Annotated in this window: 22 protein-coding genes; 14 read left to right on the forward strand and 8 right to left on the reverse strand. The window is 27.9% G+C overall.

Features of this window, described 5'->3' with window-relative positions:
- Position 1 precedes the first annotated feature (1 nt).
- From ACNI28_RS12390 to ACNI28_RS12430, 9 genes are all read left to right on the forward strand, one after another.
- Positions 2 to 1,651, forward strand: coding sequence for a hydrogenase maturation protein (locus ACNI28_RS12390; RefSeq protein ID WP_419764569.1), 1,650 nt, complete (start codon positions 2 to 4; stop codon positions 1,649 to 1,651).
- Positions 1,644 to 1,985: a hydrogenase maturation nickel metallochaperone HypA gene (hypA, locus tag ACNI28_RS12395; protein ID WP_419764570.1), complete on the forward strand. Its 342-nt coding sequence runs from the start codon at positions 1,644 to 1,646 to the stop codon at positions 1,983 to 1,985. Before ACNI28_RS12390 ends, hypA begins: the two co-directional genes overlap by 8 nt.
- 91 nt (positions 1,986 to 2,076) lie before the next feature.
- The gene (locus ACNI28_RS12400; RefSeq protein ID WP_419764571.1) at positions 2,077 to 3,972 is read left to right on the forward strand and encodes a diguanylate cyclase; all 1,896 of its coding nucleotides are present in this window, start codon (positions 2,077 to 2,079) and stop codon (positions 3,970 to 3,972) included.
- A gap of 63 nt (positions 3,973 to 4,035) precedes the next feature.
- On the forward strand, positions 4,036 to 5,166 hold the full coding sequence (locus tag ACNI28_RS12405) for an ABC transporter substrate-binding protein (RefSeq protein WP_419764572.1): 1,131 nt from the start codon (positions 4,036 to 4,038) through the stop codon (positions 5,164 to 5,166).
- A 14-nt stretch (positions 5,167 to 5,180) separates the two neighbouring features.
- Positions 5,181 to 6,077, forward strand: a complete 897-nt coding sequence (locus tag ACNI28_RS12410; protein ID WP_419764573.1) for a branched-chain amino acid ABC transporter permease — start codon at positions 5,181 to 5,183, stop codon at positions 6,075 to 6,077.
- Position 6,078: 1 nt separating this feature from the next.
- On the forward strand, positions 6,079 to 7,086 hold the full coding sequence (locus tag ACNI28_RS12415; RefSeq protein WP_419764574.1) for a branched-chain amino acid ABC transporter permease: 1,008 nt from the start codon (positions 6,079 to 6,081) through the stop codon (positions 7,084 to 7,086).
- The gene (locus ACNI28_RS12420) at positions 7,083 to 7,850 is read left to right on the forward strand and encodes an ABC transporter ATP-binding protein (protein ID WP_419764576.1); all 768 of its coding nucleotides are present in this window, start codon (positions 7,083 to 7,085) and stop codon (positions 7,848 to 7,850) included. The genes ACNI28_RS12415 and ACNI28_RS12420 overlap by 4 nt, the downstream gene beginning before the upstream one ends.
- Entirely contained in the window at positions 7,843 to 8,538 is a 696-nt protein-coding gene (locus tag ACNI28_RS12425; protein ID WP_419764578.1) for an ABC transporter ATP-binding protein, read from the forward strand. Before ACNI28_RS12420 ends, ACNI28_RS12425 begins: the two co-directional genes overlap by 8 nt.
- A gap of 73 nt (positions 8,539 to 8,611) precedes the next feature.
- On the forward strand, positions 8,612 to 9,004 hold the full coding sequence (locus tag ACNI28_RS12430) for a TerB family tellurite resistance protein (protein WP_419764579.1): 393 nt from the start codon (positions 8,612 to 8,614) through the stop codon (positions 9,002 to 9,004).
- Here ACNI28_RS12430 and ACNI28_RS12435 read toward each other — a convergent pair.
- Positions 8,991 to 9,371 (reverse strand): VOC family protein, encoded by a 381-nt coding sequence (locus ACNI28_RS12435; RefSeq protein WP_419764581.1) that lies wholly within the window; start codon positions 9,369 to 9,371, stop codon positions 8,991 to 8,993. The two genes, ACNI28_RS12430 and ACNI28_RS12435, sit on opposite strands and share 14 nt — an antisense overlap.
- Positions 9,372 to 9,450: 79 nt before the next feature.
- Here ACNI28_RS12435 and ACNI28_RS12440 point away from each other — a divergent pair, with 79 nt between their 5' ends.
- The 5 genes from ACNI28_RS12440 (at position 9,451) to ACNI28_RS12460 (ending at position 13,415) form a co-directional block, all read left to right on the forward strand.
- Positions 9,451 to 9,651 carry a hypothetical protein gene (locus ACNI28_RS12440; protein ID WP_298754742.1) on the forward strand — a complete coding sequence of 67 codons (201 nt, stop codon included), beginning with the start codon at positions 9,451 to 9,453 and terminating at the stop codon, positions 9,649 to 9,651.
- Positions 9,641 to 9,853, forward strand: coding sequence for a hypothetical protein (locus ACNI28_RS12445; protein ID WP_419764582.1), 213 nt, complete (start codon positions 9,641 to 9,643; stop codon positions 9,851 to 9,853). Before ACNI28_RS12440 ends, ACNI28_RS12445 begins: the two co-directional genes overlap by 11 nt.
- On the forward strand, positions 9,853 to 10,314 hold the full coding sequence (locus ACNI28_RS12450) for a prepilin-type N-terminal cleavage/methylation domain-containing protein (protein ID WP_419764584.1): 462 nt from the start codon (positions 9,853 to 9,855) through the stop codon (positions 10,312 to 10,314). The genes ACNI28_RS12445 and ACNI28_RS12450 overlap by 1 nt, the downstream gene beginning before the upstream one ends.
- Positions 10,311 to 12,161 carry a primosomal protein N' gene (locus ACNI28_RS12455; RefSeq protein ID WP_419764586.1) on the forward strand — a complete coding sequence of 617 codons (1,851 nt, stop codon included), beginning with the start codon at positions 10,311 to 10,313 and terminating at the stop codon, positions 12,159 to 12,161. Before ACNI28_RS12450 ends, ACNI28_RS12455 begins: the two co-directional genes overlap by 4 nt.
- Positions 12,162 to 12,227: 66 nt before the next feature.
- A complete protein-coding gene (locus ACNI28_RS12460; RefSeq protein ID WP_419764587.1) occupies positions 12,228 to 13,415 on the forward strand; it encodes a tetrahydrodipicolinate N-succinyltransferase N-terminal domain-containing protein in 1,188 nt (395 codons plus the stop codon).
- Positions 13,416 to 13,488: 73 nt separating this feature from the next.
- Here the strand turns inward: ACNI28_RS12460 and ACNI28_RS12465 are convergent, their stop codons facing one another.
- The 7 genes from ACNI28_RS12465 to ACNI28_RS12495 all read right to left on the reverse strand — a co-directional run bounded on the left by ACNI28_RS12465 (position 13,489) and on the right by ACNI28_RS12495 (position 21,528).
- On the reverse strand, positions 13,489 to 15,318 hold the full coding sequence (locus ACNI28_RS12465; RefSeq protein WP_419764588.1) for a GGDEF domain-containing protein: 1,830 nt from the start codon (positions 15,316 to 15,318) through the stop codon (positions 13,489 to 13,491).
- A gap of 66 nt (positions 15,319 to 15,384) precedes the next feature.
- Positions 15,385 to 16,695: a murein hydrolase activator EnvC family protein gene (locus ACNI28_RS12470; RefSeq protein WP_419764589.1), complete on the reverse strand. Its 1,311-nt coding sequence runs from the start codon at positions 16,693 to 16,695 to the stop codon at positions 15,385 to 15,387.
- Positions 16,688 to 17,431, reverse strand: coding sequence for a cell division protein FtsX (locus ACNI28_RS12475; RefSeq protein ID WP_419764590.1), 744 nt, complete (start codon positions 17,429 to 17,431; stop codon positions 16,688 to 16,690). Before ACNI28_RS12475 ends, ACNI28_RS12470 begins: the two co-directional genes overlap by 8 nt.
- Positions 17,432 to 17,492: 61 nt before the next feature.
- The gene (locus ACNI28_RS12480) at positions 17,493 to 18,155 is read right to left on the reverse strand and encodes a cell division ATP-binding protein FtsE (protein ID WP_298754758.1); all 663 of its coding nucleotides are present in this window, start codon (positions 18,153 to 18,155) and stop codon (positions 17,493 to 17,495) included.
- Complete coding sequence (gene trmB, locus ACNI28_RS12485) at positions 18,152 to 19,342, reverse strand: tRNA (guanosine(46)-N7)-methyltransferase TrmB (protein WP_419764591.1); 1,191 nt, start codon at positions 19,340 to 19,342, stop codon at positions 18,152 to 18,154. Before trmB ends, ACNI28_RS12480 begins: the two co-directional genes overlap by 4 nt.
- A 1-nt stretch (position 19,343) precedes the next feature.
- Positions 19,344 to 20,618 carry a fibronectin type III domain-containing protein gene (locus ACNI28_RS12490; RefSeq protein WP_419764592.1) on the reverse strand — a complete coding sequence of 425 codons (1,275 nt, stop codon included), beginning with the start codon at positions 20,616 to 20,618 and terminating at the stop codon, positions 19,344 to 19,346.
- Complete coding sequence (locus ACNI28_RS12495) at positions 20,566 to 21,528, reverse strand: RluA family pseudouridine synthase (protein WP_419764593.1); 963 nt, start codon at positions 21,526 to 21,528, stop codon at positions 20,566 to 20,568. Before ACNI28_RS12495 ends, ACNI28_RS12490 begins: the two co-directional genes overlap by 53 nt.

Below are 21,528 nucleotides of genomic sequence, written 5' to 3' on the forward strand. Positions count from 1 at the left end.
TATGAAGATACTTCTTTTAATCTCATCTTTTAATAGTTTATCCCAAAGCATATATTGTAAGCTTCAAGAGTTGGAGCATAAAGTGTTTATAAAGTTTGCCATATCAAAAGAGCTGATGATAAAAGAAGTAGAAAATATAAAACCTGATATCCTATTTTGCCCATATCTAAAAGAGTATATACCAAAAGAGATATATGAATCAACACCAACTTTTGTACTGCATCCTGGACCTATTGGAGATAGAGGGCATAACTCTTTAGACAATGCCATAAATGATGAACTAAAAGAGTGGGGAGTAGTAATACTAAAGGCAAATGAACATCTTGATGGTGGAGAGATATATGCACAAGTAACTTTTCCTATGAGAGAGAGTTCAAAAGCATCCTTATATAGAAATGAAATAACAAGAGCTACTATAAAAGCCATGAAAGAGTTTTTAAAAAACTACCAAAAGCAAGACTACATACCTACAAAACAAATACTAAACTCTATACATAAAAATTTAAAACAAAATGATAGAAAAATAGATTGGCAAAAAGATGACACAAAAAAAATATTAAAAAAAATAAATATGTCTGATTCCTATCCAGGAGTACTTGATGAACTACTTGGGGTAAAGTGCTATTTGTATAGTGCATATATAGAAGATACACTAAAAGGTAAACCAAAAGAGATACTAGCCAAAAGAGATGGTGCAATATGTATAGGTACAATAGATAAAGCAATTTGGATATCCCAAATAAGAGAAATAGACTCATTTAAACTTCCAGCAACTTATGTTTTAAAAAATAAGATTAAAGGCATACAAGAGAAAAGAATTCCTCTTGTAATTGAAGAAGAGTTAAACACCTTTTATGAGTTAAGAGTAAATAAAGAAGGTGAAATAGCATACTTATATTTTAATTTTCACAATGGTGCTATGACATCAGTTCAATGTGTGAAGTTAAAATATGCAATAGAGTATTTAAAAAATGAGTGTAAAATTTTAGTTTTGATGGGTGGAGATGATTTTTTTTCAAATGGAATTCATCTAAATATTCTTGAAGATAGCAAAAAGCAAGGTGAAGATGGCTGGAGTAATATAAATGCCATGAATGAAGCTGTTAAAGCAGTTTTTGAGTGTGATGATATTATTACCGTGGCTTCGTTTGCTAAAAATTCTGGTGCAGGAGGAGTTTTTTTAGGACTAGCTTGTGATTTTGTAGTAGCACTTGAAGATGTAGTTTTTAATCCTCACTATAAAACACTAGGATTAAGTGGCAGTGAATACCATACTTTTAGCTTACCCAAAAGAGTAGGGCAAGAAAAAGCAAATGATTTACTCAAAAACTGTTTACCAATAAACTCAAATTATGCTAAAAAGATAAATATGATTGATGAGGTATTTAAGTCTAGTGAATATCAAAATAGACTAAAAGAGTATTGTAAAAGTCTTTTAGAAGATGACTTTTATGAGTACTTTATTGATAAGAAAAAAGATGTTTTAGAAGAAGACTCTGTTTATATGCAAGAGTGCAAAGAGCAAGAGTTGAAAATAATGTATGATGAATTTTGGGATGAATCTAGTTCTTTTCACTCTTTAAGATATGATTTTGTACATAAAATAAAACCAATAAATACACCCAAAAGGTTAAAGGATATAAATGCATGAATACTCAATAGTTCAATCACTTTTAGAAAGTTGTGAAGAACATGCCAGAGAAAATGAAGCTACAAAAGTGACAAAAGTAATAGTAAAAATTGGTGCTTTAAGTGGTGTTGAGCCTGATTTATTACAAACTGCATTTGATACTTTTAAAGAGAAGACTGTTTGTGATGGTTGTGAGTTTATTATAAATTATCAAAAAGTAGTCATCGAATGTCTTGATTGCAAAGAACAATCAACTCTAGAAAAAAATGAATTTACTTGTCCCAAGTGTGATTCGTATAGTACAAAAGTGATAGATGGGGAAGATATGTTTTTAATGAGTCTCGAGTTATCTTAGCTTAAAGTAAAAAATTAATTTATTATTACATGAAAGGTTAAAAAATCTTATATTATTATAATGTTTTAAACTCCTTTAAAAAAGGTCTGTTTTGGAAAAAATAACGCTAAAAAAGATAATTTATAAAAATTATTTAAAAACTACATTAACTTCTATTTTCTTTATTGAATTAGCATTATTAATACTTTATTTTAACGCCAATAATAATATTTTACAAAAAAGTACAAAATTTGTTTTAAAAGATGTAAAAGAGAGTGTTTATGATAGAGTTAAAGATATAAAATATCATTTTGATAGCTCTTTTCTTGTGATAGAAAACAATTTGAAATCTTTACAAAATGAACAAGAAAACTTTTTTGAACAAATAGACAATCTAAAAATATCAAACAATGAAAAGTACAAATTTGCAGAAAATGGAATGTACTATAATGTAAATAATGAAACTGACTCTTCAGTAATAGTTTCAAAAAATAGTTCAATAACAAACGACTTAAAAGAAGAAATAAAGAAAACTAAATATCTTGAAAAGAATTTAAAAGCAAATGTTGTAAACAACCAAATAGTAGTTGCTGGATATTTTAACTCAAGACATAATTACAGTCGCTATTATCCTTTTATCAATAAGGCATATAATAGTTTTCCGGCAGATTTAAATATGAAGAATTATAATTTTTATTATAAAGCAGATATTAAACATAATCCAGAAAAAAAAGTTACTTGGACAAATGTATATTTAGATCCTGCTGGACAAGGCTGGATGATAAGTGCTATTGCACCTATTTATAAAAATGATGTTTTACAAGGAGTTGTAGGACTTGATGTAACTGTGGATATAATTATTCGAAATTTCTTAACTTTAAAAATACCATATAAGGGAGAGAGTTTTTTAATTGATAAGAATCTAGAGATTATTGCTATGAGTAGAAAAATAGCACAGATATTAAAGGTTAAAAATTTCAATAACTATGAATATGAAAAAGATGAAAAGATTTCAAATACAATATTTAAAAGTGAAAAAGAGCCATTAAAATACAAAAGTATTGAACTAAAAAATATTTTAAAAGATGTTGTAAATAATAAAAAATATAAACATGATTTTCTTTTAGATGGCAAAAGATACTTTATATTTACAGAACAAATTGAAAAGTTATCTTGGCATACAATTACACTAATTAAAGAAGATGATATTTTAAGTGAGGTGAAAGACCTTGAAAAAGAGTATTTGTATTTAGGTCTTATTGTAATTATATTAATAGTTTTATTTTATTTGATATTTTTTATATATTTACATAAAAAAGCTAATGATTTTGTTTACACAATAAATAAACCTTTGAGCAAAATTATAAATATGACAAAAACCCTTGGAAGTACTAAAAAACAAATTGAATTAGCAGATTGTGGAATAATGGAAATAGATGAAGTAAATAAAAACTTCAATAAACTTGCAAAAGAGTTAGAAAATAGAACAGAAGAGTTAATTAAAACAGAAGCTAGTAGAGCTATGCATGAAGAACTTTCAAATACTGATGCCTTAACAAAAGTTTATAATAGAAGATTTTTAGAAGATTTTTCTAAAAAATATTTTGAAATACTAAAAAGAGAAAAAGGTATTTTATCTATTCTCTTAGTTGATATAGACGATTTTAAAGCTATAAATGACAATTATGGTCATGATATGGGTGACCAAGTGTTATTGGATTTAGTTGATATTATGAAAGAAAAAATTAGAGAAAATGATTTCATAGTAAGACTTGGAGGAGATGAGTTCTTGATACTTTTACCTAATTCAAATATCAATGGAGCAAAAACTGTTGCCCAAAAGTTAATTGATTGTATAAATAAAAATACAAAAAACAATAAAAAGTTTACAGTAAGTATTGGATGTTCAGAATATAACATCAATGACAAAGAAATTCATAGTTTAATTAAAAGAGCTGATACCAGTTTATATGATGCAAAAAAAGATGGTAAGAATAAAATAGTTTAATTTAGTTTTGTTTTTATCTAATAAAGAGTATAGTTTCATTTATTATTGATTGGAGAAAAAATTATGAATATTTCAAAAAAAATTTTAGGTCTTACAGTTGCTTCACTTTTGACTTGTAGTTCAGTATTAGTTGCAAAAGAAGTTAAAATTGGTGTAATTATGCCAATGTCTGGACCAATTGGTGGATTTGGGCAAAGTGCAGTTGAGGGATTAAATCTTATGCATAAATTAAACCCTAAATTAGATAATGGTGATGATATCAAGCTTGTATTAGTTGATAACAAATCTGATAAAATAGAATCAGCAAATGCTGCATCAAAGTTAATTTCTTATGATAAAGTAACAGCCATAGTTGGTGCTTTAACTTCTACAAATACAATGGCCATGACAAAAATTGCAGAAAATGCAAAAACACCTGTTGTTGCACCAGTTGCTACAAATATTTTAGTAACAAAAAGAAAAGATTTTGTTAGTAGAGTTTGTTTTTCAGATGCTTTCCAAGGTGAAGTTGCTGCTAATTTTGCTATTAATAATTTAAAATTAAAAAAAGCAGTTTTAATTACAGATGTTAAACTTGATTACTCAATTGGTATTTCTAAAGTTTTTAGAAGAGCGTATAAAAAACTTGGTGGAAATATAATTCAAGTTGCAAGAATAAATTCAGGTGATAGTGATTTTAAAGCAATGCTTTCAAATATTAAAGCATTAAAACCAGAACTTATCTTTTTCCCTATTTATTCAGCAGAAGCTGGGCTTATTGCAAAACAAGCCAAACAACTAGGAATAACAGCGAAATTTTTAGGTACTGATGGTATGACTGCAGATAAAGTATTTTTTGACGCAGGTGGAGATGCTGTTGAAGGTTTTTATGGAACAGACCTTTACTCAAGTGATGCTCCCAAAACTACTGATTTATCAAAAAAATATGAAAAAGCTTATAAAAAAGAGCTAAATAAAGAGGTTCATCCTTTTGGTGTTTTAACAGCAGATTCTTATAATGTTATAGTTGCAGCTATGAATAAGTGTGAAGACCCTACAGATAAACAATGTGTAAATAAGAATATTAGAGCAATTAAAAATTTCCAAGCAGCATCTGGTGTAATTACATTAGAAAATGGTGATGCAGTAAGATCAGCTGTTATAAATAAAATAGTTAATGGTGAAAAAAAATATTTAACTACTGTAAACCCATAAGGTTATAAAAATATATGGATTTATTGACTTTTTTTCAGCAAATCATAAATGGAATAAGTTTAGGAAGTATATATGCCCTTATAGCCATAGGTTATACTATGGTTTATGGGGTTCTAAGACTTATAAACTTTGCCCATGCAGATATTATGATGGTAGCAGCTTTTGCTGCTTTTTATGCAAGTGATGTGTTAGGGTTATCTTTAGCTTTTGCCGCACTTTTTGCGGTGATTATTTCTATAATAGTTGGGGTATTAACTGATAAAATTGCCTACAAACCTTTACGACATTCTCCTAGAATTTCACTTTTGATAACGGCAATTGGTGTTTCCTTTTTTCTTGAAAATATAGTTAATGTTACATTTGGTGGTACTCCAAAAGCTTTTACTGTTCCAGAGTTTTTTGATCAAGTAATAAATGTAAAAGGTGCTACTTTAACGCCTACAGTTATTATTGTTCCAATAGTTACTCTATGCTTACTAGCAGTACTTCTTTTTATATTATTTAAAACAAAATATGGAATGGCAATACGAGCCCTTGCCTTTGATATAAAAACTGTATCTCTTATGGGAATTGATTCAAATAGAATTATTATGATTGTATTTATTATAGGTTCAGCATTGGCTGCTGTTTCGGGTATATTTTGGGCTATATCATATCCTATCTTAACTCCATATATGGGTGTAATGATAGGATTAAAAGCATTTGCCGCAGCTGTCTTAGGTGGAATAGGTTCTGTTAGTGGTGCAGTTTTAGGTGGTTTTATTTTAGGTTTTACAGAAGTGATTTTTGTAGCATTTTTCCCAGAACTTGGAGGATATAAAGATGCTATTGCCTTTATATTTTTGATTTTTGTATTACTTTTTAAACCAACAGGAATCATGGGAATAAATTTTGAAAAGAGTAGGTTTTAATATGAATAAGAATTTTGTTATTTACTTACTAGTTTCTATTTTGATAATTGTTTGTACACCTTATATTTTCGATGACTATGGAATGAGAATTATAAATAATATTTTTATATTTATAATTTTAGCTGCTTCATATAACCTAATAAATGGTGTAACTGGGCAATTTTCTTTAGAACCAAATGGTTTTGCTGCAATTGGTGCTTATGTTACAGCCTTGTGTTTATTGAGTGAAGATTTAAAATGGGAACTTTTTCAACTAGAAGATCCTGCACCTTGGGTACTTGCCCTTAATACTTCTTTAGTGCCTGCTTTACTTCTTAGTGGTTTAGCAGCTACTTTTGTTGCTATTTGTTTAGCAGTTCCTGTATTTAGAGTAAGGGGTGATTACTTAGCTATTGTTACTTTAGGTTTTGGATTTATTATAAAAGTAATTGCAATAAATTCACCAGAAATTACAAATGGAAGTATTGGTTTAAATGAAATACCTTCTGTTATAAATATATATTGGACAGGTGGTATGGCTATTTTAACAGTAATTATTATGTTAAATATTATATATTCTAAGTATGGACGAGCTATGAAAGCTGTTCGTGATGATGAAGATGCAGCAAGTGCAATAGGAATAAATACATTTAAAATTAAAACTATGGCATTTGGAACTTCTGCTTTTTTTGAAGGTATTGGTGGAGGATTATTAGCTGTTTTACTTACAACAATAAGTCCTGACTTATTTACTTTCTTTTTAACTTTTCAACTTCTAATTATCATCGTTCTTGGTGGTTTAGGTTCTATGAGTGGAGCAATACTAGGAACAATTTTAGTTGTGGGTGGAAGTGAATGGCTTAGATTCTTGGATGATAGTTTAAATATCTTTGGATATCAAACAGATGCCCATCCAGGTCTTAGAATGGTAGTTTTCTCTTTAATTTTAATTATTGTAATGTTATTTGCAAGAGAAGGAATTATGGGAAGAAAAGAGTTTAGTGATATTTTTAAAAGGAAAAGAAAATGATTTTAGAAATTAAGAATATTACTAAAAGTTTTGGTGGTGTTGTTGCTATAAATGATACTTCTTTTTCTATAAATAAAAATGAGATTTTTGGTTTAATTGGTCCAAATGGAGCTGGTAAAACTACTATGTTTAATATTATTACAGGTAACTACAAGCCAACATCAGGTCAAGTTTTTTTAGATGGAAATAAAATTACAAATAAAAAGAACTTTAAGATTGTAAGAGCTGGAATTGCACGAACCTTTCAAAATATTAGACTTTTTTCATCAATGAGTGTTCTTGATAATATACTAATAGGTCTTGAAAATGATACCAATTATACGTATATAGAATCAATATTAAGACTACCAAGATATTTTTCCCAAGAAAAAAGAGTAAAAGAAAAAGCAGTAGAGATTATGGAGTTTTTGGGAATAGAAAAATTTAAAGATGAATTAGCAAGCTCTTTATCTTATGGAAGCCAAAGAAAAGTTGAAATTGCAAGAGCCCTTGCTACTTCTCCAAAGTTACTACTTCTTGATGAACCTGCAGCTGGAATGAACCCAAATGAAACAAAAGAATTAGCAGAACTTTTATTTAAAATAAGAGATAAGTTTGACATAACTATTTTACTGATAGAACATGATATGAAATTTGTAAATCATTTGTGTGACAGAGTTATGGTACTTGATTATGGTAAGACTATATTTGAGGGTAAAATTGAAGATGCAATTAAAGATGAAGAAGTAATTAAGGCTTATTTAGGAGATTTTAAACATGCTTAAAATAAATGATTTAGAAGTCTTTTATGGCCTTATCAAAGGTGTAAAAGGGATAAGCTTTGAAGTAAAAGAGGGGCAAATTGTCTCTTTAATAGGTTCAAATGGAGCAGGGAAAACATCAACTTTAGAATCAATAGTAAATGATGTTAAGAAAAAAGGAACGATTCTTTTTAATAATTTAGACATTTCAAAATTTCAAACACATAAAATTGTTCAAAGTGGTATTTCACTTGTTCCTGAAGGAAGAAGGGTTTTTATAAATTTAACTATAGATGAAAACCTTAGAATGGGTGCTTTTAACAATGACGATAAGTATGAAGAGTTAAGAGAACATGTTTATACTCTTTTTCCAAGGCTAGTAGCTAAAAAAGAACAATTAGCTGGAACAATGAGTGGAGGAGAACAGCAAATGCTAGCAATTGCTAGAGCTTTGATGAGTTCACCCAAACTTCTTATGCTTGATGAACCCTCTTTAGGACTTGCACCTAAGATAATTGGAGAACTTTTTGAGACAATTATTAAGCTTAAAGATGAAGGTATTACCATCTTGTTGGTTGAACAAAATGCTTATGCAGCCTTAGAAGTTTCAGATTATAGTTATGTTTTAGAGAATGGAAAGATTGCTTTAGAAGGACAAGGTAGTGAACTTTTAAAATCAAATGAGATAAAAGCAAAGTATTTAGGTGCTTAAGTGTTTACTATTTATTAATGGATTAATAGTAGTATATCATATACAAAAAACAGGAAAATAATATATGTTATTGATGAAGTTACAAACAAAAGAGAAATTTGCTTTTTTGCAACTTGCGCAACATTTAGCAAGAGTTGATGGAGAATACGGAAATAAAGAGCAAGATGTAATTGATGAATATTGTGTTGAAATGGGTATTGACAAACCAAGAGTTTTCAATGAAGAAGACTTCAATCTAGATGATATTTTATCAGCTTTTAAAACAACAAAAAGTAAAAAGATAGTAATTTTAGAGCTTATGATACTTGTACATATTGATGATAAGTATGATAACAAAGAGCATGAACTAACACAAAAAATAGTTGATTATTTTAAGATAAATGAAAAAGATTTAAAATATTTTTCTTATTGGGGAAAAGCAGTATCTTCACTTTATGAGCAAGGAAAACTTTTTATTGAGGATTAGTTGAAGTCTTTGAAAATATTTGAAAGAGATGACTATTTGGGTCTATAAAAAAAACTTCACTTTTAGTGGTAGTTTTTTTTATTTTATTATTTTCAAGATGATTAATATTATCACCAAAAAACATCTCTTCTTTTTTTAAATTTATGATAATAGTATCAAAAAAGTTTTGGTCAACTTCAAAAATATAGTGATTGTTTATATACTCTTGCGTATTTTCAAGCATAAATTCCATTTTTTCGTTTATTTTGACAGTGATATTATTATCCTCTTTTTTTATGCACTTAAATCCAAAAATTCTTTTATAGAAGTTCTTGGCAACTATTGAGTCAATACATGGAACTATAAAGTGGACAAGATTAATATTCATAAACCAAACCTTCCTTATTTTCTTTTTTATTATACTTAAATTTATTGTAATAGTTATAAAATTTGGATAAAATCTCCACATGGAAATAACTGAAAAGCTTAACGCTCAAATAGAAAAACTATTGCAAGAGTATGAACTATTAAAATCAAAAAATCAATATTTGGCAATTGAATTAGATAAATTAAAAAATAAAAATGATGAATTGATAAGAAATAATCAAGATATGCTTTTAAAAATTGATAGTACTTTAACTTTAACAAAGGCAAAAAATGGTGAATAAAAAACTAACTTTCCATATAGATAATATGGCATATAGTATTAATATTGATCCAAGATTAGAAAAGGAACTTACAAAGTTTTTATCTCCAGATAGATCTCACACTACAAAAGAACTCTTGTACGCTTACCTTTGTAAAACCCAAGAACACTACACTATGAAAGAAGAGATTGAAGATATCTCAAATAAACTTCCTCAACTTTAATGAAAAGAGCTTTTTCCTTAGTAGAAATTATTATAACAATTTTAATAATTGGTTTAATAGGAACTTTTGCCATAACTAAACTTTTCAACTCTATTGATAAATCAAACGAACTTAAAATCAAATCAGAAGTTGCACTTGTAAATGAAGCAATAAATAGAGTATATTCAAGCCAAATATTATTGGCTAATTCAAACTTCTTTTTAGAACGTTTAGATGATGCTTCTATTAATAGTGCAAATGAGTCTTTATTTATAGGTTATGAAGAGTATATTTTACTCGATACTGTTATATTATCGAGCTCTTTAGATAAAAAAGAACTTGGCAAATGGATTAAAGTTTCCAATACAAACTATAGAGTCTATTTAACAAAAGAAAAAGTTTTAGATTTTGTATTTGATACAGATGAGGCTCTTTTTTCCTGTGATAAAAAAGATGATGCTTGTAAAGAGTTTATGCTATGAGTTTTTTTTATGAATTGGCACTTCTAAAATCACCTTTAGATAATCTAACTTATTGTAGCGATGAAAAGATTGAAATAGGTACTTTAGTAGAAGTTAGCCTACAAAGAAGAAAAGTCTTATCAAAAGCTGTTATTATAAAAGAGGTTGAAAAACCAACTTTTAAATGTACAACAATACAAACAATAACAAATCAATTTTATTCAAAAGAGATGCTAAAAATTGCTTCCTTTACTTCTATGTATTATGTTTCATCCCTTGGTGAAGCTCTGTCTTTATTTATTCCTTTTGATAAAACTATAGATAATAAAGATGAGAATGAAAATTTTGAATCAAATATTGAGTTATCAAAAGAGCAAGAAGAAGCATATGAATTTTGCTTGAAAAATAAGCAGTCATTACTTTTTGCAAATACAGGTGCAGGAAAAACAGAGATTTATATTAAGGCCATAGAAGAGCATCTAAATTCTGGCAATCAAGCTATATTACTTATGCCTGAAATCTCTTTAACTCCACAGATGCAAAAAAGACTAGAAAAAGTATTTAAAGAAAAAGTTGCCATTTGGCACTCAAAAATTACTAAAAAAAGAAAAGATGAGATTATTAAAAAAGTTTTATCAAATGAGATAAAACTAGTAGCAGGTGCACGATCGGCTCTGTTTTTACCTTTAGAAAAATTGAGTTTAATTATAGTTGATGAAGAGCATGATGAATCATACAAAAGTGATAGTAAGCCAAGATATAATACAAAAGATTTAGCACTTTATATTTCAAAGACTTTAGATATTCAAGCTATACTTGGAAGCGCAACACCTTCACTTAATACTTATCATAAAGTTCCTTTTTATAGATTATCTAAAACATATTTTGATACTAAAAAAATAATAAATTATGATGATAGTACATCAAGTCTAAGTTCTAAAATTGTAAATAAAATAAAAAGTACAATAGAACAAAATCATCAAGTGATAATCTTCCTTCCCACAAGAGCAAACTATAAATATCAAGTTTGCACAACTTGTGGAAGTTCTGTTGAATGTCCCTTCTGTTCTGTCTCTATGAGTTTGCATAAGAACGCCCTTGCTTTAAAATGTCATTATTGTGGATATACACAACAAATCCCAAAGAGTTGCCCTTCTTGTAATACAGGTGTTATTCATAACCTACGAGTTGGTACTGCACAAATAGAAGAGGAGTTGAACTTTATCTTTGAAGATAAAACTATCAAAAGATTTGATAGGGATGAAGTAAAAACTGATAAAGAGTTGCGAAAAGTACTTGAAGATTTTAATTCAAATAAAATAGATATTTTAGTTGGTACTCAAATGCTCTCAAAAGGACATGATTACCACAATGTAAAACTTGCAGTAGTACTTGGAATTGATTCAATACTTAAAATGAACTCCTATAAAGCAAGGGAGAGAGCACTCTCTTTATTAATTCAAATCTCTGGAAGAAGTGGTAGAAAAGGGGCGGGTGAAGTTATTATTCAAACCCAAAATAAAGAATTTTTTGACTTTTATTTAAATAATAGAGATTATAAAGAGTTTTTAGATGAAGAGCTTACTTTTAGAGAAGATTTATATCCTCCATATTATAAATTAGCCAAAATTCTTTTTGCCCACACAAATGGTTTAAAAGTAAAAGATGAGTTTGATAAATATACAAATATTTTAAAAACAAATGAAAATATTGAAGTAGTAGGTGCAAATCAATCTCCTATATTTAAATTGGCAAATAAATATAGATATGAGATAATGGTACGTTCTAAAAATGTAAAACCCTTATTGGAAGTACTACATAGTATTGAGTCGCCAATGGTAAGTATTGATATGGATACTATATATTAGATTTTGTTTTATTTTCTCTTAGTATAGTTTATAGTATAATCGGCAAAAATTTACATAGGATAGTATATGATTTACACAGCAGATGAATTTAAAAAATTAGTAGAAGAAGTACAAGGACAAGATTGGTATAGAAATCCAATAGGATTTGGTATTGCAAGAGTTGATAGAGGACAATTAAACCCAAATAAAATTTTACAAGCAACATACCCAGTATTAAATTGGAATGAAAACTTTGGAAGTGCAGCTATATTTTTAAATGCATTAAAAAAATCAGGTGCAGATGTTGATACTTCTAAATCAGAATTAGTATGTAATGTTACAGATGAGTTTTTAACTTCTTGTATTGAAGCATTTAGACCTTTTAATCCAGAAGCAAAAGGTGATGCACATAAAAATGTACAAGTTATCTCATCACTTGCAACATTACCATTAGACTCAGGTCTTAGTGCGGATGATTTTAAAGTTGTATTTATTTTTGATGATGCAAATCCATTAAGTGTTGAAACTGTTTATTTAAAACTTTATGCACTATCACTAGGAAAAGCAAAGTTAAGAAGTTTAAACCTAAATGGTGCTTTTGGAGTATTAGAAAACTGCGCATGGACTGGAAATCAGCCTATTGAATTAGATTGGTTAAGAGCAAATGAGATTTCATTAAAAATCACTAACCAATATCCAGAAATCACTATGGTTGATAAATTCCCAAGATTTTTATCTCATGTTATCCCTGCTGATAACACAAGAATCCTTGAAACATCAAAAGTTAGATTTGGAGCACAATTAGCAGCTGGAACTACAGTTATGCCAGGAGCTGCTTATATTAACTTTAATGCAGGAACCCAAGGTGCTGTTATGGTTGAAGGAAGAATCTCTTCAAGTGCAGTAGTTGGTGCTGGTTCTGATGTTGGTGGTGGAGCTTCTATTTTAGGAGTTTTATCAGGAACTGATGGTGTACCTGTTTCAATAGGTGAAAATACACTTTTAGGTGCAAACTCTTGTACAGGTACTGCTATTGGTGACTCTTGTATTTTAGATGCTGGTGTAACAATCTTACCTGGAACAAAAATCACATTATCAGAAAAAGCTGTTGCTTCATTAAAAGAGATTAATCCAGATAAAGAGATTAGTACAGTTATGAAAGGAAGTGATTTCATTGGAGTTAATGGAGTTCACTTTAGAGTAAACTCTCAAACAGGTCAAACAATTGCTATGAGAAGTACTAGAGAAGTAAAACTTAATTCAGATTTACATTAATCAAAAGTTTTAAGCAATAAAAAAGGGATGAGTTTTAGCTCATCCCTTTTTTTTTAACTATTAAAATATATTATTAGAATAGTTCCACACTAGTCTTTTGCTCTTTTGTATATCTAACAACTTTATCTCTACCATTACTTTTTGCTTCATATAAAGCAATATCAGCATTTTTAACAACTGTTTCAAATGAACTAGAATCTTCTGGGAACATAGAAAGACCCATACTAATAGTTTTTTTGATAGTTGTACCTGCATATACATCTATTTCGTTTTCTCTTACTTTTGCACCAATTTTATGTGCAATAGCAAGTGCACTCTCTTCTGAATCAACACCAATAAGAAGTACCATAAACTCTTCTCCACCATATCTAACTAAAATATCAGACTCTCTTACATTCTCTTCAAGTATTCTAGATAACTCTTTTAATACTTTATCTCCAATATCATGACCATACTCATCATTTACAGCTTTGAAGTGATCCATATCTAGCATTAATAGACCAATTTTTTTCTTATCTCTTTTTATTTGAGGAATAAGTATTTTTAAATTCTCATCTAAGAATTTTCTATTGTAAAGTTGAGTTAATCCATCTCTAAATGCAGACTCTTCTAAAGCTTGCATTAAAAGTTTAACTTCAACTGTAGGTCTTGCCTCTTTTAAAAACCTACTAATAAAAAGACTTTTATTTTTTATCTCTTCAAGTTCTTCTTTTGTATCTGTTACAAAATGAACTATTAAGTATAAGTTTTCAATAATATCTATATTTAAACAGTAGTAAAACTTATCTTTTTTATTAAAGAAAGGACAACTCTCATGAAAGTCAATCGATATAACATCACTTTTTGTTCTTGCTGCTCTACATAAGTGTGGGCTATCTTTTATTGAATCATAACAATAGAGTGATTCACCAACACTAATTATTTTTTCCATTTTCTGTTTTTTAATATCTATTTCAAAAAATGTAAAGTTTTTTAGGTTAAATTTATTTTCAAAAACTTGTGCAATTCTATTATAAATTTCATTTTTTGTATTATCAAGTTCTACTTGCTTTTTAAATTGATATAGGTTTGATAAGTTATCAATAATATCTTTAGATTCATTTAGAGGGTTCGTATTTAATGTTGTCTTATCTCTATAACCCACGAATCCTTGAAGCTTTTCATCAATATCTAGTGAAGTATCTTTAAATATTGTAATTAAATTATTATAATCTTTTGTAACTTGAACTACTTCTGATGAAAGTCCACGAGGTATTTCAATATTTATAAACTTCCCAATTTTTGCTTGATTTATATTATCTCTTAACTTTGTATATAATGAAAAATATGGATTAAAAACTTTTTTAGAGAATAAAAATACCATAATTACAGCTAATAGTATAATTGTAAGAATTACATAAATAGATCTTATTCCAATCTCTTTTAGTGTACTAACATCTAGTACAATACTTATAGCTCCTAGTGTTTGTCCCTCTTTTACATTATGACAAGATAGGCAAGTTATATTTGCATTGTATGGTATTGTAACTCTTACATTTGTATTGATAAAACCTTCAGAAACCAAATATTTTGTTTGACCAGCTCTTAAAACATCTTTATCCAACTCATCTTTTGGATTTTTAAATTTTGAATTCTCAAATTGAGAACTTATAAACTCACTTTTTACAAGCCATAAGTCTTTTACATTTTTCATGCTTGAGACAGACTTTAAAAACTCATCAACATTTGAATTATTTTTTATATGTAAATCTAAACCACTTTTAATAACTTCTGATATTGATTCTGCACTTGTAACAGATGATTTAATGGAAACTGTTCTTAAGTTATAAAGTGAAATTCCTGTTATAAAAATAGCAACTAAAATCAAAAGGATTAAAAATTGTACGATTATATTTTTTTTCATATTTGCCTTTCAAAAATAATAGTTTAGTATATTAATTATTAAAAAAGTTATATTATAAATAACTTTTTAATAAAAAAGATTTTCTGGATCTACATATGAGTTGTTTCTAATTGCTTGAAAAGTTAAATTCTCATCAACTCTTCCAACTACATAACCTTTTTTGACCCATTTCCCAACCTTTAATGTAGGAGATATCTCGTCTAAATGTGAATAAATAGTATGAAGACCACTTTTATGTTGGATAATTACAACATTTTCAAGCATACCTGAATCTTTTTTTGAATATACAACTTTCCCATCTAATACAGAATATACCTTTGCATTTTTACTTTTTGATTTTAACAGAATTGATTCATTAAATAGTTTTATTTTATAAACAGGGTCATAATATTTTCCAAACTTTTTTAATATAGTGTATGATTTTAAAGGTGCAATTGTTTTTGAACCTCTATATCTACTTATTTTTACACCTTTTGTAGATGAACCTAGAATTCTAACATCTAAATCAATATCTTCGGCATAGTTTTTTTGCACAGATTCTTGAGTCTTTTCAATTTTATTTGAAGGTTTATTTTTATCTTTTAAAGCTTGAATTTTTCTTTGTTTTTCTCTTTTTCTTTTTAGGGCAATTAATCTATTTCTTTTTCTTTTTTCTTCAGCTTTTAACTCTTTTTCTTTTAAGATATTTAAAGTAGAAAGTAAATTTGTAAGTGAGTTTTGTTTTTTGATAATATTTTTTAGCTCTCTTTGATAGAGTTTATGTTTATTTTCAATTGATGTTAAAGACTTAGAATGTTTGTTAAGTAAATAGTTTAATATTTTTTTCTTTTTTTCTCTTTTTTGAATGTATACATTTAACTTTCTTATTTCTCTTTCGTTAGCTGTTTTATCTTGAGATATTTTAATATATTGATTGTCAATTTTCAACATTTTATCTTTTGCTTCAGATGCTAATATTTCATAGACTTCACTGTCTGTTAACTCTTGAATAGAGTTCTTATTTGCAAGCTTCATAGCAACAGCAGAAGAGTAGTCTTCAATTATTGTATTAATTAACTCTTCTTCATAATCTTTTTTCTGATTTTGCAGTATCTCACTTTTAACACTCAATGTTGTAAGATTTTTTTTAGAACCTTCTAATAATTCTTTGTGTTGCACAATATCTTTAGTTACTAAAGTGATCTCTTTTTCTAGTTTTTTAAGCTCTTCATTTTGGTCTCGTATTTGATCAGCTATGGATTGAATTTTTTGTTCTGTTCTATTTTTAACATTTTTACTTTTATTTAGTATGGTCTTATTACTTTTAATTTTGTCATCAATAGATGCTGCTTGAACAATGATGGTGATAAATAGAAGTGAATATATTAATTTATGCATTTTTAATTTTATATCTAAAAAGTACTCCAAAAATTGTAACTATTGATATCCCAAATGATAATAAAAATAGTTTGAGAACTTCAAGTTCAACAAAAATTTTGGTGTTTAATATCTCATCTAATTCAACAGGCAATAGCATATGTAAATTATACGACACAAAGACAAATAGGCTTCCAGAAATAATAAAGGATAAGAAAGCACCATATACTGCATGTTTGATTACTGGCGCTGCACTATATAAAATAGATGCTCCATGTAGTTGGAAAATCATTATTCTTTGATTATGAGCAAGGAACCAAATGGTAACTTGTTTAGATAATATTATTACAACAAAAATAAGGATTAAACCAAAAAGAGTAATAATAATATCATTAATCATTAAAAGTAGAAGATAGATTTGATTATGATTTTTTGAAAATATCTCTATTCTTTTGATGTTTTTATTATTTAATAGTGTTGCTCTTATTTTTTTTAGTTCTGTTGTAGTTGGAAATACTTCCAAGTGAATTTCATAAAAGTGAGGTAATCTTTTATTTAGTAGGTCAATTGAACTTTCAGATAGTGTACTTTTTACATTGTTTATTATACTCTTATTTGATAGGGTATTTATTCTATCTACTTTAATTCCAGCAATTGTGTTGAAATCTTCTTTTATCAAAGGTGTGTGCGTTATTATTACAATTGAGTAGTCATTTGATATTGCTTTTTTATAATTATTTACAATATTATTAGTCAATAAATATATTGAAAATGTTATTAACATTACCGTTAATGGTATAACAAAGGTAAAAATGTTTTTAAGAGACTTCATATATTATTCCATCCTCAATTGATAATTGTCTAAATCTAATTCCAAAGTTTTTTGGTACTCTATGGGTTACAACTACTACAGTGATACCAAGCTGTTCATTTGCACCTTTTAGTAAGTTCCAAACAACGTCAGCAGAATAGTCATCGAGGTTTCCTGTAGGTTCATCTGCTATGATTATTTTGGGGTTGTGTGCTAAAGCTCGTGCTACTGCTACACGTTGTTGCTCACCCCCACTTAGCTCATTTGGATAGTATCCTTTTCTATGAGAAAGTTTTACATGGTTTAATAGTTTGTTTGCTTGTTCTTTTGATATCTCATTTGAATATCCATTTATTTTAAGAGGTAACATAATATTTTCTTCAATTGTCCACTCTTTAATAAGTTTATAATCTTGAAATATTACACCAACATCTTTTCGTAAGTTTCGTAAATTTTTATTTCCTATGTGTGCTAACTCAAAATTATCAATTACAAAGCTTCCATGCTTTAAGGCTATATCCCCATACATAGATTTTATTAGAGTAGACTTTCCACTTCCACTTGCCCCACCTATAAAAATAAACTCTTTATGACCAATATGAAATGTACCTTTTTTTATAATAAACTTATTTTCATCATACGCAAGGTATATATTTTTAGCAGTTATCATCTTAATATCTCTTTCATTTTATTATGGGCTTTTATATTACTACTTGTAGGTATTGGTTCCCCTTGAAAGTATGATATATTACCCTTATCTATTAATAGGTATTTTGAAACTGGTCTATTAAATGAACCAAAAGTTACTTGAATAAGTCCAGAGTTCTCTTTATTTTCAATGATAAATAACTCTTCTATGTGATAAAAGAAGTCATCAAATACCTGTGATTTTTTAGGTAAGGTTTGAAATACAGCTACTAAATCGATTTTTTGCTCAAATGAAAAATCTTTTTCTTGTTCTATTTCATCATCATTAGAGTTAGAGTATAAAGTAACATCATAAATATTTTTATTTTGTTTTTTCCATCTATCTTCATATTTACTAGATATTGGCAAATTTTTATTAATATCAATCTCAATTCTACCATTAGGTAAATTTGTTAATAAGCCTACACAAAAATCAAAATATTTTCTACTATCAGTTCTAAGCTCCAATGTTCCATTATACTTTAAAACTCTTTTAGCTTCAAAAATGAACTCATTACTATAAACTCTTCTATGTGGTTTTTTATCCCAAGGTACTGGAAAATGAACAAATATTTTTCCAACACTATTTGATTTTATAAATTCCATAAAAAGTCGGGCATCATAATTGATAGCTAAAATATTTTTGATACCTAAAATTTTTACTTGTTTTAGCATCTGTTCAATTGATGGAGTATGAATCTCTAAGCCAATAAATTGAACATCAGGGTTACATTGTGCTTGATAAAGTAGGTGTCTTCCTGAACCAAATCCTATTTCAATTTGAATCTCTTTATTGGTTTTAAATTCATCAACAAAATAATTTATATCTTTTAGGTACTCTTTTTGAGGTTCTAGTTTTTGATTAAAATTATTTGTATTTGAAAAAGTAACTTTTGCCTCTGTAAACGTTGAGTAAGTATTTAGAGCATCTTTTACAATAGTAACAGGTGTGACTCGTGTTACTTTGTCAGCCTTTATCATTTTATTTTCATTATTATCTTTTAGAGTTAATAAGAACTCTTTATTTTGACTTGTAACACCTATTTTATATTCTATTTTTCTAGGTTTATCACTATTATTATAAGACTTGGCTATAAAATTAAAATCAACACCATCACTATTTGATGGCGTGATTAATTTATTATTTTCACTAAATACTATGTGGGGCATACTATTTATCTAATAACTTAGGTAATACTAAAAGTGTTTCATTTGTTTTTTCAGAGACTATACCATTTTCATCTACTGCTTCAATAGAGTATTGGTATTCAACTCCTCTTACAATATCTTTATCTTCAAATCTAAGATCAGTAATATTTGTATACTTCTCTTTTCTAGTTTTGAAAAAACTATCTTTTATAGTTTTATATATATTATAAAACTTTGCTCTATTATCACCTGGCTGCCAATTTAATATAGCTTTTTCACCTTGTATTTGTGCAAGTGTCAAGATAGGCTTATTAAGCTTTGTTAAAGTTATACCCATTACTGGGTTTACTTCAGGACTACTTTCTAGTCCATCTTTATCTATTGTTGTTACTTTATAAAAGTATCTTTTTCCATCTTCATTTATAAAGTCTTCATAAGTAAAAGTAGCATTATTTAGTTGCTTTAATTCACTAAATGAACCATCTGGTGAAGTGTTTCTATAGATTATATATCTAACCGCATCAACTGAGGCTGAAGGTTCCCAGTTTAGTGTTATTTTTTTAGGTTGATTATTTGTTGCTGTTAAATTTTGAACACCTGCTGGTAATGCTTTTGTTTGAGCTTTTACTATTTCACTATCAAGTGATGGGATATCTTGGAAAGTATAAGCAATAACTTTATATAAATAAACAATATTATCTTTTAAATCTGTATCAATATATTCAGCTTGTAATCTACCATCTAGGGTTTCTAATTTTTCCCAATCAGAGTCTTGTGGAGTTGATCTAAATACTTTATAGTACTCAACAGCTTCACTTTCATGAGGTCTCCATATTATTTTAATCTGTCTTGGTAGGTTAGAAATAGCTTGAATAAAAGCAATTCCTTCTGGTTTTGGAAGTGTCATTACTTGAAATGTTTTTGTAGGCTTTGATTCTACATCGTTTGAAGTACCGCTTGAAAAAGTATAAGCATATTTTGTATTTGGTGTTAAATCTTCATCTAAAAAGTGAGAAGAGTATCTATTTTCAATAAAATGTACCAATTTAAGTTTTGTGCTCTCTTCACTTAAGTTTGCTCTGTAAAGATTGTATCCAATAACTCTAGAGTCATCAACTTTTTGCCATTCAAAGGCAATTGATGTTATTCCTGATATTGTTCTAATAGACCCAGAATCAATAACTTCTAAGGTTTCATCAATTTTTGGTTTGTTGCCTTCGCCTAAATTCTTAGTGCTACATCCACTAATCAATAAAGCTAAAAGCAGAGTTAATGTAATCTTTACCCAGTTTCTCATTTACGGTCTCCATATTAAAGTTTTTATTTATAAATTCATTTATATCATTTGTGATATTTGCTTTAAAATCCATCTTCTCATTTGTAATAGGATGAATTAAATATAAGTTAAATGCGTGCAGATAAAACCTGTTTATTTTATTTAATTCGCCCTTAAATCCATATAAATTATCACCTAAGATGTGACGGTTGATACTATTTAAATGAACTCTAATCTGATGAGTTCTCCCTGTGAAAAGTTTACAGCAAATAAGTTCATATTTTTCATTTGTACTCATTTGCAATTTTGCAAAGGCAGTTTTTGCATTTTTTCCATCTGGTACTATTCCCATTTTTAATCTATTATTTGGATTTCTTCCTATGGGTTTTTCTATTACTATATTATCTTTTAATGGCATATCTAAAATAGCTAAATAGTATCTTCCCATTGTTTTATCTTCAAGTTGGCGAGATAATCCAACATGGGCTTCATTTGTTTTTGCTACAACCATTACACCACTTGTACCTTTATCTAACCTATGTACTATTCCATGTCTCTCTTCACCACTAATAGTTGATAAGGATATTTTTTTTGTTTTTAGCCAATCAACTAGGGTAGCTTCTTTTACACTTGGAGCTCCATGAACTACTAAGTCGTAAGGTTTATTTATTACTAAAATATGTTCATCTTCATATATTACTTCAACATCAAAATCTACTTCATAATTTTTTGATTTTTCTACTTCTGGAAGTTCTACTAAAATTTCTTGATTTTCTTTTAATTTGTAACCTGTTTTTGAGATGGTTTTTCCATCAACTTTTACGTACTCTTTCTTAATAAGTTGTTCTATTTGATTTCTTGTCTCTTCAAGCTTTTGTGATAAATATTTATCTAGTCTTGATTCTTCAAAAACAATAAAGTTTTTATGCAT

Source organism: Arcobacter denitrificans (SeqCode), assembly GCF_048571185.1.
Lineage (GTDB): Bacteria > Campylobacterota > Campylobacteria > Campylobacterales > Arcobacteraceae > Arcobacter > Arcobacter denitrificans.

Bases quoted from the DNA above. Each gene is read 5' to 3' on its own strand.
- ACNI28_RS12445 (WP_419764582.1), top strand. From the start codon at position 9,641: ATGGTGAATAAAAAACTAACTTTCCATATAGATAATATGGCATATAGT.
- ACNI28_RS12470 (WP_419764589.1), bottom strand. From the start codon at position 16,695: ATGCATAAATTAATATATTCACTTCTATTTATCACCATCATTGTTCAA.
- ACNI28_RS12430 (WP_419764579.1), top strand. From the start codon at position 8,612: ATGAAGTTACAAACAAAAGAGAAATTTGCTTTTTTGCAACTTGCGCAA.
- trmB (WP_419764591.1), bottom strand. From the start codon at position 19,342: ATGCCCCACATAGTATTTAGTGAAAATAATAAATTAATCACGCCATCA.
- ACNI28_RS12490 (WP_419764592.1), bottom strand. From the start codon at position 20,618: ATGAGAAACTGGGTAAAGATTACATTAACTCTGCTTTTAGCTTTATTG.
- ACNI28_RS12420 (WP_419764576.1), top strand. From the start codon at position 7,083: ATGATTTTAGAAATTAAGAATATTACTAAAAGTTTTGGTGGTGTTGTT.
- ACNI28_RS12495 (WP_419764593.1), bottom strand. From the start codon at position 21,528: ATGCATAAAAACTTTATTGTTTTTGAAGAATCAAGACTAGATAAATAT.
- ACNI28_RS12455 (WP_419764586.1), top strand. From the start codon at position 10,311: ATGAGTTTTTTTTATGAATTGGCACTTCTAAAATCACCTTTAGATAAT.
- ACNI28_RS12440 (WP_298754742.1), top strand. From the start codon at position 9,451: ATGGAAATAACTGAAAAGCTTAACGCTCAAATAGAAAAACTATTGCAA.
- ACNI28_RS12425 (WP_419764578.1), top strand. From the start codon at position 7,843: ATGCTTAAAATAAATGATTTAGAAGTCTTTTATGGCCTTATCAAAGGT.
- ACNI28_RS12480 (WP_298754758.1), bottom strand. From the start codon at position 18,155: ATGATAACTGCTAAAAATATATACCTTGCGTATGATGAAAATAAGTTT.
- ACNI28_RS12405 (WP_419764572.1), top strand. From the start codon at position 4,036: ATGAATATTTCAAAAAAAATTTTAGGTCTTACAGTTGCTTCACTTTTG.
- hypA (WP_419764570.1), top strand. From the start codon at position 1,644: ATGCATGAATACTCAATAGTTCAATCACTTTTAGAAAGTTGTGAAGAA.
- ACNI28_RS12435 (WP_419764581.1), bottom strand. From the start codon at position 9,371: ATGAATATTAATCTTGTCCACTTTATAGTTCCATGTATTGACTCAATA.
- ACNI28_RS12465 (WP_419764588.1), bottom strand. From the start codon at position 15,318: ATGAAAAAAAATATAATCGTACAATTTTTAATCCTTTTGATTTTAGTT.
- ACNI28_RS12410 (WP_419764573.1), top strand. From the start codon at position 5,181: ATGGATTTATTGACTTTTTTTCAGCAAATCATAAATGGAATAAGTTTA.
- ACNI28_RS12450 (WP_419764584.1), top strand. From the start codon at position 9,853: ATGAAAAGAGCTTTTTCCTTAGTAGAAATTATTATAACAATTTTAATA.
- ACNI28_RS12460 (WP_419764587.1), top strand. From the start codon at position 12,228: ATGATTTACACAGCAGATGAATTTAAAAAATTAGTAGAAGAAGTACAA.
- ACNI28_RS12390 (WP_419764569.1), top strand. From the start codon at position 2: ATGAAGATACTTCTTTTAATCTCATCTTTTAATAGTTTATCCCAAAGC.
- ACNI28_RS12415 (WP_419764574.1), top strand. From the start codon at position 6,079: ATGAATAAGAATTTTGTTATTTACTTACTAGTTTCTATTTTGATAATT.